This is a genomic window from Dyadobacter sp. CY356 (genome assembly GCF_021440195.1).
Classification (GTDB): Bacteria; Bacteroidota; Bacteroidia; order Cytophagales; family Spirosomataceae; genus Dyadobacter.
Window position 1 is genome coordinate 771,066 of the sequence record NZ_JAJTSZ010000001.1, and the last position, 15,541, is coordinate 786,606.

A 15,541-nucleotide genomic window follows, 5' to 3' on the forward strand; every position below is an offset into this window, starting at 1 on the left:
TCTGAAATAGAATTGTAAATACATATTCTCCAAACCCTGTTTCTACTTATAAAGAGAACAATTATATCTATCACCGCTTGATGAGCGGCAGTTTGCATGGTATAACAAATCTTTTCATGATATAAAGGATGTCGTTGACTTAATATCGTCGGAACAAGCTGGAATCAAACGATATATCGTACGATAAACGTTGGCGAAATTTACTAAGTGTCTTTTTATGAGGCAATTATAAATATGGTATTGTTTTGTCTGGTACACTTACTGTTGTTCATAAGTCCCAATAAAAAGACTGGTAAAGGTTCATGATTTCCGTACAAGTAAAATTACACATCAAACCCATACTGCACTACTTATCATTGACTGGTGTCAAGACCCTTACCGTGTCAATTTGAATGGTCAAGGAGCAGGTTTTATTAAAATATTTATGATAACCAGAAAAGAATTTTTAAAAGACACTGCTATACTCGGAGCAAGTTCTCTGCTACTTCCCCGCACAGCATTTTCAAATCCAATAACTTCCAATAATCAGCTTATGGAAACTTCAAAGTGGTCGGATGGATCGCGGCTTGTAATCTCAATATCCATGCAATTTGAAGCGGGAGGAGAGCCGCAAATCGGTTTCGATAGCCCATTTCCTGCTAATCTAGAGAAGGGTTACACGGATTTGCCAGCAAAAACCTGGTTTCACTATGGATACAAAGAAGGTATTGGGCGGATGCTGGATTTGTGGGACAAACACGGCATCAAAGTTACCAGCCACACGATCGGAACAGCTGCTAAGCGTAATCCCGGTCTGGCCAATGAAATCGTAAAAAGAGGGCACGAGATTTCTGGCCACGGCCTTGACTGGACTCCGCAATACACGATGAGTTACCAGGAAGAACTGAATTTTATAAAAGCTGGCATGGACATGATCAAACAGGTAACAGGCATAACCACGGTGGGCTATAACTGTAACTGGTTAAGAAGAAGCAAAAACACAATCAAAATTCTTCAGGAGCTGGGCTTTGTTTATCATATTGACGATTTGAGCCGGGATGAGCCTTTTCTCATACCAGTGGGAGGGAAAAACTTTGCGGTTGTGCCTTATTCGCTGCGCTGTAATGATATTCAATTACTGGAAGGAAGATACTTTTCTTCGACACAATTTCTGGAAACACTCAAACTTGAATTTGACCAGCTTTATAAAGAAGGTGCTGTAAAAAAGAGGATGATGTCATTCAGCGCGCATGACCGGATTAGTGGCACTCCCGCGCAGGTAAATGTGATGGATCAGTTTTTGACCTATGCGCTGCAACACGAAGGCGTGAAATGCATGCGAAAGGATGATATAGCACGCATGACATTAAAAGATAAATCAGCACTGATTGATACAGATTACAATTAAATATTGTTCTGATTTTCAATTGATTAGAAAATGAAAATTTCGTTTGATTCGTTTGAGGATTTCAACACTTTCTTCAACTCAGAAAATTATTTAACAAAGGTTCATCCCGATGAGCCCAATTTTTTTGATACTGAAAACTATATTGCAATGGCAACCAATGAAACAGTCATTAAAGCTGGTGTATAATTAATAATCTTATCAGTAACGCATATCTAACCCATTGGTCAGATATGCGTTACTGATTTTTAGTGTACATTTCCCAAAAATGAAGCATTTATAAATTAGACAAATTTTCTAATTTATAAAGCTATGAAAGGGACAAAATTCACCGAAACACAACCGGATCGCCAGGCGATTGTCAAGATCTTGAAGGATTTGGATACTGGCAAACCTGCTCCGGAAATTGTCAGAAACCATGTAAAATCAAAGGCTGAACTATATAATTGGCGAAAAAAGTCGCACAATTTCCGTAACGCCTTACAAAAGTATTGGCTGCACAGGCTAGTAGTGGTTAGTGCCTCTTAGTAACCTTTGTTCTGTCGTCCTTTAATTAAAAGATTGTCTGAACTCCAAAGGCGAAACGTTTGTCCTTGTCTTAAAAAGTTTGCTAAATGATTGTGGATGTTCAAAGCCCAATTCATAAGCAATTTCCGAAACGGATAGATTTGTCGTTGATAATTTTTGTTTGGCTTTTTCAATGATTGCATTCTGAATGTATTGTTGCGTATTCAGTCCCGTTAATGAACTCAACATATCACTCAAATAGCGTTGCGATAGCTTTAATTCTGTGCTGATATATTTCACGGATGGCAAACCGTTTTTTAGCGTGTTTTCTTCTTCAAAATAGCTATTTAAAAGTTTGTCCAAAGAAGTTATGATGTCGTGATTGATTGCTTTTCTCGTAATAAATTGTCTATTATAAAAACGATTGCTGTAATTCAATAACAATTCTATTTGCGACACCAAAACATCCTGGCTGAAACTGTCAATATTGTTGTGTAATTCATTTGCAATTGAGACAAATAAACTGGCTATAATTTCTTTTTCTTTAGCCGATAAAAATAATGCTTCTGAAACATCGTAATAGAAAAAGCCGTATTGATTTATTGTGTTTCCTAATGGATAATTTCGTAGAAAGTCCGCATGAAAGTACAGTGCGATACCTTCGTAGCTTTCTATATCTTCCGGTGGATAAACGATTTGTTTCGGCTTCAAAAATGCTAATCCCCCTTCTTCGAAGTCGTAATATCCTTGTCCATATTTTATTTGTCCTATGAATGTAGGCTTAAAAGAAATTTTGTAAAAATCCAAACTTGTTTTTTGCCCTTTTGGAAACATTTCAATCGAAACATTATTGTAATCAACCAGTGCAACCAACGGGTGCAATGGAGCAGGAAGTCCCAATACCCGCACAAGTTGCGATATACTTTTGATATGATTTATGTCAGATTGTCGTTGCATATTTTTGATCTTATCTGTCTATTTGTTTTTCTAAAAAATCGGGATAGCGGTCGCCCACAAGTGTTATTCCATTTACTGTTGTGTCAATTTTTGTAATTTCATCAGCTGTTAATACAATATTTGTACTGCCGATGTTTTCCTCTAAACGATGCAATTTTGTGGTCCCTGGAATCGGTGCTACCCAGGGCTTTTGAGCTAAGAGCCAGGCTAATGCTAATTGTGAGGTCGTAATTTCTTTTTGTTTCGCAATCTCAGAAAGTGCGTCTACTAAAACCAGATTGGCCTTTATATTTTCTTCGCTGAAACGAGGAATAATATTTCTGCGGTCGACATCCTCTAATTTTTTATTTATTATACCTGTGAGGAAGCCTTTGCCCAAAGGACTGAACGGTACGAAACCAATTCCTAACTCTTCCAAAGTTGGTATGATTTCATTTTCCGGCTCACGCCAAAACAAAGAGTATTCGCTTTGTAATGCTGATACCGGTTGAATTGAATGTGCTTTTCGAATGGTTGCAGCACTTGCTTCCGATAAACCGAAATATTTCACTTTACCCTCTTGTATCAGGTCTTTTACTGTTCCCGCAACATCTTCAATCGGAACATCAGGGTCAACTCTGTGCTGATAAAGCAGATCAATATAATCTGTTTTTAATCTTTTTAAAGATGCTTCGGTTACGGCTCTGATAGTTTCAGGTCTGCTGTCTAAACCTACTGCCGGACTGGCATCTTTACAACCAAATTTTGTGGCGATCACAACATTTTTTCTGTAAGGCTGTAATGCCTCGCCAACAATTTCTTCGTTGGTATAAGGTCCGTAGGCTTCTGCGGTATCAAAAAATGTGATGCCTCTTTCAACAGCGTTGCGTAACAGTGTTATGGCCTCATTTTTATCAAGACCTTTACCATCCAAAAAGTTTAAACCCATACAGCCGAAGCCCAATGCGGAAACTTCCAATCCGCTATTTCCTAATTTTCTTTTTTGCATAATTCTTTTTTGAATTGTTTCTACAACTGACTTTAATTGAATTACAAAATTCCTGATTGTCGTTCTGTAAAAAGTAGTCGAATTGGTAATTGTTGTAGTCAGATTTTCAAACGTTTATTAAACACAATAAATCAGTCTGCTACCTTTATCCAACGATTTGAAAATGATTAATGCTCAAAAAAGTATTGTTTCTCAATTTTCATAATTTTTATACTGGTGCAAGTAACTCAAATCTGCGGGCGTGATTGTTCACTCACCGGTTTTCCTGTTTTTGGGTAAAAACCGTGACAAATGTCAACGTGAGATTGTGCCATATGACTTCGTTTCGGCTTGCTATTGCTATCTACTTTTGTTCCGACAATGATCAAATGCTTTGGTCATCGGATGGATTAAAAATGATACAATATGAAAACAGAAAACACTACCATAGAACCGCTTTATTATCAGGATGCAAGTGGTCTGGCTAAGATGATCCGTACAAAGGAATTGTCTGCGGTTGAAGTGATGAAGGCGCACCTGGATCGAATTGAGGCACTGAATCCCGACATTAATGCAATTGTGACGGTTGCAGAAAAAGCGCTTGAAGCGGCCAAAGCAGCAGATAAAGCGCTACAAAGAGGGGACGAACTTGGTCCTTTGCATGGTGTCCCGTTCACCGTTAAGGATTCAATTGACACGGCAAACGTGTTGACTCAACGTGGATCGCCCATTTTCAAAGGACGCATTCCAAACGCAGACGCAACCAGCGTCGCGCGCCTGAAAAAAGCTGGCGGTATTTTACTCGCAAAGACGAATCTTCCGGAATTTTCCTACTGGATTGAAAGTGATAATTTGCTCAGTGGCCGTTCAAACAATCCCTGGGATCTCACCCGTACGCCGGGAGGGTCGAGTGGTGGCGAATCAGCCGCAATCGCGTCGGGGATGTCTCCGTTGGGTCTGGGTACCGACCTGGCTATTTCGGTCCGGGGACCGGCCGCTCAGACTGGCATCGTCTCGCTCAAAGCAACCCACGGCAGTGTCCCAATGACCGGAATTTGGCCTCGCGTTCCGCGTCGTTTCTGGCATGTTGGCCCAATGGCCCGCAGTATCCGTGATCTTGAACTTGCCTTTTCAATTCTTTCCGGCCCGGATGGTTTTGATGCTTTTGCCACAAGCACAGCCAGGTTTGACGCCGGGAGGGGAGCTGCCCCGAATCGGGCATTAAGGGTTGGCTGGCTGGTCGAACCTGGTTTTGGTCCGGTCGATCCCGAAGTCGCAGCCACTGTGGAAGCTGCTGCTGCTTCACTAAAAGAATTGGGCTTAATCGTACAACCAGTGCGCATCCCAGCTTTGGAACGAGACTTTGCGCTTGATGTGTTCAACCGGTTGCATGTAATGGAAATGAAGGAAGCATTCAGGGAAGCAGTGGCTGGTCATAGCGAAGATGAGATTTATAAAATGGCCAAAACAATGCTGTCTTTACCTGACACTTCCATCAAGGATTTCATTGATGCTGAACAGGCAGCAGAACGACTGCGCGATGGTTTTGCAGGATATTTTCAAAAATATGACGTATTGCTTACTCCGGTACTACCTATACCGGCGCATAAGCACGGCGTCGAACAATTTGTGATTAACGGACAAGAAATGGACGCAACTTATCTTCAGGGAGCCACCGTGCCACTAAACGTAACGGGCTTGCCGGGCATTGCCATGCGTTTTGGTACAAGCAAGGACGGATTGCCTATTGCTGTCCAGATTGTCGGAAGCTGGATGGCCGAATCGACGATTCTGCATGTTGCTTTACTACTGGAGAGCATGAGCCAGGTTCGCAATCTTCACCCCATACCCTGATTGACAAGCCTGCTGACTTTAAGAACCTTTCGGGTTGTCCGGAAGGTTCTTAATGTCTTTGGTAAAATCCCTTCTGATCCGGCTCAATGTTTCTCTGGATATGCCCAGGTAAGATGCTACCATATGTAACGGCACGCTGTTAAAGACGCTGGGATAGGTCTTTTCAAATTCGAGGTATTTTTCAGTGGCAGAATAACTGATCAGATAGTAAATTCGTCGCTGGCTTGCCTCATATGCCCTTTCGGTAAGTTTTTCATAAAAGAGTCTGAGTGCAGGAATGGTCTGAAGTAATTCAAGCCATTCAGCTTTAGTCCAAAGGATGACAGTACTTGCAGCCAATGCCTCGATGTTATATTCGGAAGCAGTCTCGCGATTATAACTTTCCTGGTCGGTAATCCACCAGTTTTCGATAGCAAACCTGAGCGTGTGATCCGTTCCGTTTTTGTCAAACCGGTATAGCCTGCAACATCCACCTGCAATAAAACAGTTATAACGCCACACTTCACCCTCATGCAAAATCGACTGCCATTTGCGCAATTTTCGTTCAGCACAAGCCGCCCGTATGAGTTCCAGATCCTGATCTGAAATCTCAATGTGTTTGCGAATGTATTTTTCGAAAACTTCAAACATATCAAATCGAACCTGCCATATAATTTCTTTATTTCCAGTTCGCAATATAAGGTTTTTGCCGGTTGACATGTACGATTGAAAAAATTACTGGACAATCCGGCACTCAGATCTGCGCTTCCTGATTTTTATAAGACGACTGTGCCAAAGGACGTTAAAACAACGATGAATTTAACTTCTCATTGCACATTCTCTGATTCAGCTGCATCCAAACTGTTGAATCAAATAAATAGAATTTAAATTAAGGTGTGGAAATAGGTGAGTAGATTTTTATGATTTAGCATGCTGATTGTCAATGATATATGTGTATGTGTCAAATCCCATATTCTCCACAACTACGAATTGTTCAATATTTAAAGCCTGTTAATCAATTATTTGCAGGCTTTATTTGTTTTGTGCCCGCTTTGATCGGTTGACGCAAATAGTAGTTCATCCTGAAATCTGACTTTTTTATGCGTTTATGTAGTGAGGTGCTTAATAGTTATCATGAATTTCAACAATAATCCAAAATAAAATGATTTCTAAAAAATCAATTTTACCGCTTATATTACTATTTGTATTTGCTGAAATTTTACCTTCACTTGCGCAGAATTATGATGAAAGTAAGGTGCGGTCTTTTATTCTTCCTGATGTACTTAAATCCAGTAACGATCAGAAGGTCCGGACCGTCAAAGAATGGGAAACTATTCGCAGACCCGAGATTCTTTCGCTTTTTGAAGAGTATGTTTATGGGAAAATGCCATCCGGATATGACAAAATAGAATACCGGATTACCCGACTGGATTCCAGCGCTATGGAAGGAAAGGCAATCCTCAAAGAAGTGGAAATCAAGGTCACGCAAAGATCTGAATCAGTTAAGATCAATGTTGTTATGTTTGTCCCCCAAAAAACAATCGGGCCTGTTCCGGTATTTTTGCTGATCAACAACCGAAGTACAAGAAATACCCTTGCTTCCCGTGACACGATCAGTGGCTTTTGGCCGGCTGAACAGGTTATTGAAAGTGGCTATGCAATGGCTGCTTTTCATTACAGCGATGCAGCTCCGGACAATGTCCAGACTTACAAGAATGGAGTTTTACGAATATATCCCGAGCTCGCTGCTGCCGATAACGGCATGAAAGCAATTGGATCTTGGGCCTGGGCTGCAAGCCGTGTAATGGATTACTTCCAGATAGACCGGGATCTGGCTGCTAACAAAATAAGCGTGGTCGGTCACTCGCGGGGTGGCAAAGCTGCACTTTGGGCCGCAGCACAGGATAAGCGTTTTGCCATGTGTTTTTCCAATTGCTCCGGTAATACTGGTGCTGCGATTTCCAGAAGAAATTTTGGAGAAACGGTCGCCAGAATCAACATTACTTTTCCACACTGGTTTAACAATAATTACAAAAAATATAACGACAATGTTAACGCGTTGCCCGTTGATCAGCATATGCTTATCTCACTGATTGCCCCCCGGCCGGTCTACACGACAAATGCTTCTGAGGATTTATGGGCAGATCCAACAGGAAGTTATTTAAGTTTAAAAAAGGCAGCGCCGGTTTTTGCATTATATGGTGAAACGTCCACATTGCCACAAACAGCTCCTGCGTTGGATACGCCGCTTCTTCAACCTCCTCTGGGTTATCATAATCGAACCGGACAACATGACCTGACCTTTTATGATTGGAAGCAGTTTGTCCGGTTTGCCAACGTATATTACGGTAATTAAAGAGTCGCTAATCCATAATGATCCATAGTGCCCTGATTTATGGTAAAATATTGATGGTGAGTAGGATACAGGTGCACTTTTAAGGGAATATTTTACTCTGGTATATACCTATTGAAGCCGCGGGATTTGCCGATGTTCAAGCATTAGCAATAAATATAGCGGATCAGTCTAATGGAAAGGCGGTATAATGATGTCAACGCAATTGATAAAAAGGTAGGAGCTCCCAATTTTATTAGTCGAAGGCTTGGGTTAATTAGTCGACATAATTTGTTGATTCAGCTAAAACTTATCACTGCGCATTATTATTAATCTACCTTCGGCACGGTTTAAAAGGCAGTAGGTAAAATTGGCAAAAAGCGATTCCATATCTAATTTTTTTATAAGAAGTTATATACCTGTATCTGTGAGAACCAATTTTCTAATGCCATACTGAACAAGATTTTTTTATTCAGAGTAGAGCATCATATATCTAAACTGGTGTCAAAATATCATTAAATATTTCTCACTTATAAAATGTAACTAAAGAAACTTATTTTTATTAGCCATCTCTTGATTAAGTTGTGAAGTTATCTGTTTAGACAGACCCCAAAGCCAGCAATATTTCTTTGGGGAATGTTTAAACAGACGACGGGTTAAGTTTCAAGTACCTTTCTACTGTCAAAATTTGATTCCATAGTAACATTTATCAAACCTCAGGTTGGAAATATGGAGCCAAAGAAAATGAAAAGTATAATTCTATCGGGTTTATTACTGGGTTTCTCTGGAAGCTTGTTTGGGCAAAGCGTCTATTCACTGCCTGCTCGTATCCTAAGCACAAATATCGGTATAGGTAAGGCGGGCACTGGTGATATCTACGGAGTTATAGTTGGTTTTGAGTATGAGAAACATTTTCGGCCAAAGCTGTCCTGGTCTACTGAATTTGCAACGAGTATTCATGACGGCTCTGATCAGTTATTAGTAACATTAGATAATCAGCCACAACAGGATATGTCCTACAGATATACCACAGCTGGAATCCAATTGGCTGGTAAACTCGGCTATCATTTTGTTCGGACAAAACAAGCAGATTTCGGCATAAAATTAGGGATTTTGACCCGCTACCAATCATCTTCATTGTCAGACGACAGAGAAATTCTTTTTCCTGCTCTCACGGGTTATCCCTTGCCTGTAAGAATATTAAGAAACACAGACCCCCAACGTACCCTCGCGGCAGGGGCATTGTTGCAGCTTTTTGCAAGATATACTTTTAAAAAGAATATATTGGTTGGTGCAACAGCAGGCTTTCAAATGGACACCAACGGTGACGTGATTTTTCCAGCCTTTGCAGTTACAATTGGAAAACGATTTTAAAAGCTAAGTAAATTTCTGATAGTGTTCGTGCTATTTTTCAGGCATTTAATCGCTTAACTAAAAAAATACAAAAGGAACTGCGGGTTGGTGAACTGGAAATGTAATTCATCATTTCATAAAACAAATAAAAACTTAATTTAATAGAAAACCGTCACGAAGTCCGTGTACGGTTTTTTTGTAACCGAAAAATTTAATTTCCTAAATCAGTAAATCTTTGTTTAAGCCAGAAGGTCTCAGTCGGATACATATAAGAGATTGAAAGTAAAATCAGTATCCGGTATTTAGGCATTCAGCTTAGCAGTACGTATGAGCTATCAACACGCTTTGCATTATCCGGAATATTTTCAGTGAATCGGATTGCTTCATAACCCAATATTTCACGTAGATTCTTTCCTCGTTCTGCATCGTAATACCATATCCAAACCATTTGCGGCCCGACAATCATGTAATAAATTTCTTTCATATGTTCTTATGTTGTTGATGTATAAAAATCAAAAATAATGGAATATTTCCAAATAATGGATATATTCCATTATTTTAAACTTTATAATATATGACGGATATTATTACTCTTTAAATGTGATTGAATTATTTGCCGATCAAGAGTTTTAATCAAATGCTTATTATAATTTGAAAATTAAATTAACTCTTTGCCAATAACTGGCCGTCAATCATGTTAATTTGTAACCATAAGAGCTATTGGCTGCATGAAACGACGTTATATCCATCAGAATGCTTAGATGTTTAATTATAGATGATGAGCCGATGGCTCAGGAGCTAATCGAAAAATATATAAAGAAAATTCCTTTTCTTGAAAGTTTGGGTTGTTGTGGTGATGGTTTGGAGGGATTGTTCAAGGTCAGGAAATTGAAACCTGATCTAATTTTTCTTGACATTGACATGCCTGAATTAAACGGCCTTGATTTTTTAAAAATGCTTCCTCAACAAAGGCCATCTGTAATTATGATTACCGCTGATCCATCCTACGCACTGGAAGGATTTGAGCAACAGGTGTCAGATTATCTTCTAAAACCAGTCTCATTTGAACGATTTATGCGCGCTGTCAGTAAGGCTGATGCAGAATCTAACAGAAAATCAGAAGTTCAAACTATTAGCCGCAATATTCCTGCTAAAAAAGATGGTCTTGCGGGGCAGCCGCATCAAAAAAGCATTGACCTGGACTTTATTTTTGTTCGGGAAGATGGAAAGCAGATCCGGTTGGATTTAAGTGACATCCTGTATGTTGAAGGTATGAAAGACTATCTTAAAATTCATCGTTTAAAACAGATTTCTGTGGTGCATGTAACAATGACGCGTATCGAAGAGGTACTACCAGAAACCAGTTTTATTCGGGTTAACAGATCTTTTATTGTTAATATCTCCTATATAAATATGATTGAGGGCCACGGTGTAACGCTAAAAAACGGGACATTTATTCCTGTCGGCGTCACCTATCGGGACAGGATTAAAATGGCATTTCAAAAAAACTGGATTTGAGTGAGCATTTATGGCAGGAAGGTTTGATGCATTTTTGAAAGGAAAAAAAAGGTATACCCGTGTTTTTTTGCACGTCCTTGTCTGGCTTTTGATGGCTGCGGTTATTCGCTTCCTTTCAGTTGGCCCGTTGACAAATGACAATGCAAAGGTTATATACATCGCATCAGCGGTTGTTATAGCTCAATCGCTTTTTGTTTTTTACTTTTTGGGTTACTTTGTTTTTCCGCGGTTTCTCTACAAGAATAAATATATCAATCTTATTTTTTGGCTTTTGGTAATATATTTTGTTATTCACCTAACAAATTATATAGAATTTAGGTATCTGGTTACAATATCCGATGCAGAGAAAGGACAGGGTTCTTTATTTGTAACAAGATTCTGGAAGCAGTATTTAGAACCTGGCGGTCTGTTCGGTTGCTTTACCAATTTAATGATCGCATATGAAATTTATGGCTGGAGTTTATTTTATGTAACTCCGTTAGTCGCGATCAAGATTATGCGGGATATTATTCGTTTGCGGACAGAAGCCCTTCGGAAGGATATGGACCAGCTTCGTCTTGAGCGGGATATACTATCACTTAGAGAAAAAGGAAATCAACTCCAGATTAATAATATGGAGCTTGAGGTTAACTTTCTTAAATCGCAGATAAATCCGCATTTTTTATTCAACATATTGAATAGCATTTATATGTTGACTTTTGACACTGATGAGAGGGCGGCGGATCTGGTATTCAAGCTGGCCGAGCTCATGCGATATAGCCTCTATGAAAGTCGGAAAGAGATCGTTAAGCTTAAAGATGAGATCAACTATATTCAAAATTATCTGGCGCTTGAAAAATCCAGGAAATCCGATCAGGTACAAATTGACTTTTCTGTTTCAGGTGATCTTGAATCGCATGGAATCGCACCACTGCTTTTAATATCTTTTATAGAGAATGCATTTAAGCATGGCGTGAATCGTTCCGGAAAAAATGGTTATGTCAAGATTATGCTTACTATGGAGTCTGATGATCTTTTCTTTTCCATTATAAACAGTATTCCTCTGGACGCGAATAGTGTTATGCCCCTTCAAAATTCGGGTGGGCTTGGAATTAAAAATATAATTTCCAGGCTTAATCTTATTTATCCGAATCGGCATAATATCCGGATTGATCAGGATGAAACATCCTTCAGCGTAGAGCTCCGTCTGACTCTACAACTTCTTTAATCCAATCATCTCAAATATCTGGTTTTATTAGTCGAAGCCAGTGTAAAATTGGTCGACACATATCTGCATTCCGACTAAAACATTCCTGCACCAGTCTCTATTAAATTACCTTCGGAAAGGTTTAACGGACAATATTAAATAATGGCTGAGTGGAATTATGGAGTCGAATAGTTTTTTACGCAGCAGGTTAGTTTTACGTATTACCCGTATAGCCAATTTAACACCTCCACATATTTTAAAAGGTCAGGGAAAGACTACGGAAACGGATTTTCCAACCACACAAACCACTACTATGTGCACAACAAACTACAATCAAAATAATTAGCATTTGAAGCACCAAAATAGCGGCGGATCTATAAGTTTACAAATTTGTTAAGTAAATCACCTCTAACAGTTAATTTAAAAACCATGAAAAGAATTACATTTCTTGTTGTAACTTATTTCTTAGTAGGGCAGTAATAACCGGTTGTAATAATCCGGAAGTTCCCTCACAGATCTAAAAATCCGCTGGACACAATTTGCTCGTTATTCTTTGAACTTTAAACAAAAACCTGAAAATAATTCAAGTTCTGGTCGCGTCGCTGGAATTTATGGAACCATTACTGAGGAAATTTCTTTATCTGAGGATTGGACTGAATCCAAAAAGTTCATCCCATGGATTGAGCATAATAGTCGATCTACATTTAGTTATTTGTTGAATAGTTATAATTTGCGTTTCTAAACAATGCAGTCTGAACCACATCTGAATCTATGTATAAAACAATACTTATTGCTATAATATTAACCAGTATACTTTCCTGCCAAAAAGATAGTGCAGACGAAAAAATGGTTAATGCGCTATTTGAAAAAATACAAGCTAACTGGACAATTACTTCATTTAAAATGGAAGGGCCAGACTCGGATTCTCTTGATTTTATTTTTAATTCAGGTTCTCTAAAATGGAATACTTGCAAATTTACTGACGAGGGAAAAGGTAGTGAGCTCTGTGCTGGTGGATTTTCTCTAAATAACGTTAATGGTTCTTTGAGCTACTTATACGATTTAGAGAAGAAAACCTATCGGCTGACATTAGGAGTAGGTTCTGACTTGGTTTGGAGTGAACAGTTAGAAGCTTATAGTAAAATAATGGGAGGGGAATGGACGCTGGAAGTTGCAGGAGATAATATTTTGATTGCTACTCAACTTCAAAATACTGGTAGCCCCGATTTAAAGGTGTCGTTTATGGCTAAAAAGTAGTCAATAGTGCTTAAATATTACCTACACGGTGGGATAACATTATTTTACCCCAAAGCTATTTTCTGCTATGATCTTAAACGCAGTTTCGATTAAAGTTTACAAGGCCAGCGTTGGGTCTTGGTAAAAAAATCTCTTTTCCTATTATTTTATTTTTTTAGTGGAAGTCAGAATCGGGAATGGAATAGCCGGAGTGAGCTTACTAACAAAATCGAGCTTAAGGAATATTTGGGATCAATCAAACCATTTTCCCTTCCTACCTTGCAGTCTGTTTATTAAATGATTATGAAGCTGCAAAAAGACATTCCGATTCTATTCCTGGAAGAAATCACCCGGAAAGGCCTTAGCATTACAAGGTACCAACAGACAGATGATCAGGATATGCTTTTAAAAGCTGTACACCGTGATGACCATTACGTATTTGTCTTCCAGCTTCTGGGAAAGAGCCGTATCATGGTTGATTTTAACGAGATAACGCTAAACGGCCGCTCAGTGCTTTGCATACTTCCCGGCCAGGTCCATCAAGGTATATCGGCATTTAATGTTGACGCATTGTTCATTGCCATTGAGGCAGCATTAATAAAAGATTCGCTGCAATCCATTTTTGAAGAAAAAGTCCCTATAAAAGGTAGTGTTAACCTCAATGAGGATGATGCACTTTTATTGGAAAAGAGTATTGAATTGCTAATGGATATTTCATTAAGGTCTGCAAGGGGCAACCTTCAGGCCGAAATTGGCCGCTCTTTTACAGACACTTGTATAGGAATGATTGCCTGTGCTTTTGACAGTGTTGAGGATTCCACGCATGGCAGCCATCTTCGTACGGTTGTTATTGCCAGGCAGTTCAAAAGACTTTTATCTCAATCATACAAAACCGAGCGGATGCCTTCGGGATATGCGGGATTAATGAATATCTCAACTTCATATCTGAACGAGGCAGTGAAATTGGTTACAGGCTTTCCGGCAAGCTATTGGATACGGCAGCAAGTTGTCATTGAGGCCAAACGGGTTTTGTTTTATACGGATTGTTCAGTAAAACAGATTTCTGCAATGCTTGGCTTTGAAGATCATCATTATTTTTCACGCTTCTTTACAAAAGGAGCAGGCATGTCTCCGATGTCTTTTAGACAGAAGTACCGCGAATAGTCCATCGCTTACACCCGTTTTGCCATTTGTCCGAGTCCGGCTGTACTGTTGTTTTGCATTTGTAACAACGCAAGGCAAATATGTATCAAATCACATTAGGTAATATTGTAATCGTCGTCGGGCTGGCGGCCCTGACCCGCGGATTTTATCTTTTTTTTAAATTCGTCTACACTTACATACGGCCTTCTTCCATCATGAAATATAGAACCAGTGGTGCCTACGCAGTTGTCACGGGTGCTACGGATGGAATAGGTAAAGCCATCGCTTTGGAGCTGGCTGATAAAGGATTTAATCTGGTACTGCATGGCAGGAGTGCAGATAAACTGCTATCAGTATCCAGGGAAGTGTTGGAAATCAATCCGGCATTACAAGTTCGTTTTATCATACATGATAGTAGCATTAACAACCCAACCGATATCTCCGCACTTCAAAAGCTTCCAATCAGGGTGCTGGTCAATAACGTTGGTGTCGGACCGATCAAAGCGTTCCCGGAATTTTCAACGGCTGAAATTGACTCGACCGTCAATGTGAATATTCTTTTCCCTACACATTTAACCAACATTCTGCTTCCCTACCTTTCCGGGCCGGCACTTATCCTGAATATATCTTCTTATGCCGGAATTCATCCACCACCATACCTGGCCGTTTATGCGGCGACGAAGGCTTACAATGACGCATTCTCCAAGTCACTGTCGGTAGAATTGGGGGATGTTGAAACCATATCAATACTGACGGGCAGTGTCCATACCGGATCCAATTCCAAACCGGTCAGTTTTTTGAGGCCATCCAGCCAGGTTTTTGCCAGAAAAGTTTTAGGCATAGTCGGCTGTGGCAAAAAAAGTGTGATGCCCTATTGGCCACATGCTGTTCAGACGTATTTCCTCTCTTTACTACCAGAACGAATGATGGACAGGGCCATGAAAAATGCCATGCGCAAAGAAGTGGAAGCTGCCAGTAAATCAGGGGCTTGATTCGCAAGAACCAGGAATATATTATTTTTCCTTAAAATTGTGTCCTTTGCGAAATTGCCCACGTAACCATGTAAGCAGAAGTATGTTACGGTTTGGTGGTTAATTTAGATATCGACATTCCTCATCATATAAT

General features: G+C 39.6%; 15 protein-coding genes. 11 read left to right on the forward strand and 4 right to left on the reverse strand.

The genetic code is table 11. The annotated features are described in order from the left end of the window. Positions 1 to 424 precede the first annotated feature (424 nt). The 3 genes from LXL81_RS03285 to LXL81_RS03295 all read left to right on the forward strand — a co-directional run bounded on the left by LXL81_RS03285 (position 425) and on the right by LXL81_RS03295 (position 1,912). On the forward strand, positions 425 to 1,387 hold the full coding sequence (locus tag LXL81_RS03285) for a polysaccharide deacetylase family protein (RefSeq protein WP_234645273.1): 963 nt from the start codon (positions 425 to 427) through the stop codon (positions 1,385 to 1,387). Positions 1,388 to 1,417: 30 nt separating this feature from the next. Beyond that, on the forward strand, positions 1,418 to 1,573 hold the full coding sequence (locus LXL81_RS03290; RefSeq protein ID WP_234645274.1) for an EthD domain-containing protein: 156 nt from the start codon (positions 1,418 to 1,420) through the stop codon (positions 1,571 to 1,573). 123 nt (positions 1,574 to 1,696) lie between these two features. After that, positions 1,697 to 1,912: a hypothetical protein gene (locus LXL81_RS03295; protein ID WP_234645275.1), complete on the forward strand. Its 216-nt coding sequence runs from the start codon at positions 1,697 to 1,699 to the stop codon at positions 1,910 to 1,912. A 21-nt stretch (positions 1,913 to 1,933) separates the two neighbouring features. Here the strand turns inward: LXL81_RS03295 and LXL81_RS03300 are convergent, their stop codons facing one another. Then, positions 1,934 to 2,848, reverse strand: coding sequence for an AraC family transcriptional regulator (locus tag LXL81_RS03300; RefSeq protein WP_234645276.1), 915 nt, complete (start codon positions 2,846 to 2,848; stop codon positions 1,934 to 1,936). A gap of 10 nt (positions 2,849 to 2,858) precedes the next feature. Next, the gene (locus LXL81_RS03305; RefSeq protein WP_234645277.1) at positions 2,859 to 3,836 is read right to left on the reverse strand and encodes an aldo/keto reductase; all 978 of its coding nucleotides are present in this window, start codon (positions 3,834 to 3,836) and stop codon (positions 2,859 to 2,861) included. A 405-nt stretch (positions 3,837 to 4,241) separates the two neighbouring features. Between LXL81_RS03305 and LXL81_RS03310 the strand changes: the two genes are divergently transcribed. Then, positions 4,242 to 5,669: an amidase gene (locus tag LXL81_RS03310; RefSeq protein WP_234645278.1), complete on the forward strand. Its 1,428-nt coding sequence runs from the start codon at positions 4,242 to 4,244 to the stop codon at positions 5,667 to 5,669. Positions 5,670 to 5,687: 18 nt separating this feature from the next. Here LXL81_RS03310 and LXL81_RS03315 read toward each other — a convergent pair whose 3' ends face one another. Next, positions 5,688 to 6,368: a Crp/Fnr family transcriptional regulator gene (locus tag LXL81_RS03315; protein ID WP_234645279.1), complete on the reverse strand. Its 681-nt coding sequence runs from the start codon at positions 6,366 to 6,368 to the stop codon at positions 5,688 to 5,690. Positions 6,369 to 6,810: 442 nt separating this feature from the next. Here LXL81_RS03315 and LXL81_RS03320 point away from each other — a divergent pair, with 442 nt between their 5' ends. Beyond that, positions 6,811 to 8,004: an acetylxylan esterase gene (locus LXL81_RS03320; protein WP_234645280.1), complete on the forward strand. Its 1,194-nt coding sequence runs from the start codon at positions 6,811 to 6,813 to the stop codon at positions 8,002 to 8,004. 705 nt (positions 8,005 to 8,709) lie between these two features. Continuing rightward, positions 8,710 to 9,354 carry a hypothetical protein gene (locus tag LXL81_RS03325; RefSeq protein ID WP_234645281.1) on the forward strand — a complete coding sequence of 215 codons (645 nt, stop codon included), beginning with the start codon at positions 8,710 to 8,712 and terminating at the stop codon, positions 9,352 to 9,354. A gap of 289 nt (positions 9,355 to 9,643) precedes the next feature. On the opposite strand, the gene LXL81_RS03330 is transcribed toward LXL81_RS03325, so the two are convergent. Next, positions 9,644 to 9,817 carry a hypothetical protein gene (locus tag LXL81_RS03330; protein ID WP_234645282.1) on the reverse strand — a complete coding sequence of 58 codons (174 nt, stop codon included), beginning with the start codon at positions 9,815 to 9,817 and terminating at the stop codon, positions 9,644 to 9,646. 269 nt (positions 9,818 to 10,086) lie between these two features. Here LXL81_RS03330 and LXL81_RS03335 point away from each other — a divergent pair, with 269 nt between their 5' ends. The 5 genes from LXL81_RS03335 to LXL81_RS03355 all read left to right on the forward strand — a co-directional run bounded on the left by LXL81_RS03335 (position 10,087) and on the right by LXL81_RS03355 (position 15,408). Next, positions 10,087 to 10,851 carry a LytTR family DNA-binding domain-containing protein gene (locus LXL81_RS03335; protein ID WP_234645283.1) on the forward strand — a complete coding sequence of 255 codons (765 nt, stop codon included), beginning with the start codon at positions 10,087 to 10,089 and terminating at the stop codon, positions 10,849 to 10,851. A gap of 10 nt (positions 10,852 to 10,861) precedes the next feature. After that, positions 10,862 to 12,058, forward strand: coding sequence for a sensor histidine kinase (locus LXL81_RS03340; protein ID WP_234645284.1), 1,197 nt, complete (start codon positions 10,862 to 10,864; stop codon positions 12,056 to 12,058). 750 nt (positions 12,059 to 12,808) lie between these two features. Then, positions 12,809 to 13,294: a hypothetical protein gene (locus tag LXL81_RS03345; RefSeq protein ID WP_234645285.1), complete on the forward strand. Its 486-nt coding sequence runs from the start codon at positions 12,809 to 12,811 to the stop codon at positions 13,292 to 13,294. A gap of 282 nt (positions 13,295 to 13,576) precedes the next feature. Next, positions 13,577 to 14,437: a helix-turn-helix domain-containing protein gene (locus LXL81_RS03350; protein WP_234645286.1), complete on the forward strand. Its 861-nt coding sequence runs from the start codon at positions 13,577 to 13,579 to the stop codon at positions 14,435 to 14,437. A gap of 80 nt (positions 14,438 to 14,517) precedes the next feature. After that, the gene (locus LXL81_RS03355) at positions 14,518 to 15,408 is read left to right on the forward strand and encodes an SDR family oxidoreductase (RefSeq protein ID WP_234645287.1); all 891 of its coding nucleotides are present in this window, start codon (positions 14,518 to 14,520) and stop codon (positions 15,406 to 15,408) included. The last annotated feature ends 133 nt before the right edge of the window (positions 15,409 to 15,541 follow it).

Excerpts from the sequence above, each read along its gene's own strand:
- LXL81_RS03285 (WP_234645273.1), top strand. The coding sequence starts at position 425 with ATGATAACCAGAAAAGAATTTTTAAAAGACACTGCTATACTCGGAGCA.
- LXL81_RS03290 (WP_234645274.1), top strand. The coding sequence starts at position 1,418 with ATGAAAATTTCGTTTGATTCGTTTGAGGATTTCAACACTTTCTTCAAC.
- LXL81_RS03295 (WP_234645275.1), top strand. The coding sequence starts at position 1,697 with ATGAAAGGGACAAAATTCACCGAAACACAACCGGATCGCCAGGCGATT.
- LXL81_RS03300 (WP_234645276.1), bottom strand. The coding sequence starts at position 2,848 with ATGCAACGACAATCTGACATAAATCATATCAAAAGTATATCGCAACTT.
- LXL81_RS03305 (WP_234645277.1), bottom strand. The coding sequence starts at position 3,836 with ATGCAAAAAAGAAAATTAGGAAATAGCGGATTGGAAGTTTCCGCATTG.
- LXL81_RS03310 (WP_234645278.1), top strand. The coding sequence starts at position 4,242 with ATGAAAACAGAAAACACTACCATAGAACCGCTTTATTATCAGGATGCA.
- LXL81_RS03315 (WP_234645279.1), bottom strand. The coding sequence starts at position 6,368 with ATGTCAACCGGCAAAAACCTTATATTGCGAACTGGAAATAAAGAAATT.
- LXL81_RS03320 (WP_234645280.1), top strand. The coding sequence starts at position 6,811 with ATGATTTCTAAAAAATCAATTTTACCGCTTATATTACTATTTGTATTT.
- LXL81_RS03325 (WP_234645281.1), top strand. The coding sequence starts at position 8,710 with ATGGAGCCAAAGAAAATGAAAAGTATAATTCTATCGGGTTTATTACTG.
- LXL81_RS03330 (WP_234645282.1), bottom strand. The coding sequence starts at position 9,817 with ATGAAAGAAATTTATTACATGATTGTCGGGCCGCAAATGGTTTGGATA.
- LXL81_RS03335 (WP_234645283.1), top strand. The coding sequence starts at position 10,087 with ATGCTTAGATGTTTAATTATAGATGATGAGCCGATGGCTCAGGAGCTA.
- LXL81_RS03340 (WP_234645284.1), top strand. The coding sequence starts at position 10,862 with ATGGCAGGAAGGTTTGATGCATTTTTGAAAGGAAAAAAAAGGTATACC.
- LXL81_RS03345 (WP_234645285.1), top strand. The coding sequence starts at position 12,809 with ATGTATAAAACAATACTTATTGCTATAATATTAACCAGTATACTTTCC.
- LXL81_RS03350 (WP_234645286.1), top strand. The coding sequence starts at position 13,577 with ATGAAGCTGCAAAAAGACATTCCGATTCTATTCCTGGAAGAAATCACC.
- LXL81_RS03355 (WP_234645287.1), top strand. The coding sequence starts at position 14,518 with ATGTATCAAATCACATTAGGTAATATTGTAATCGTCGTCGGGCTGGCG.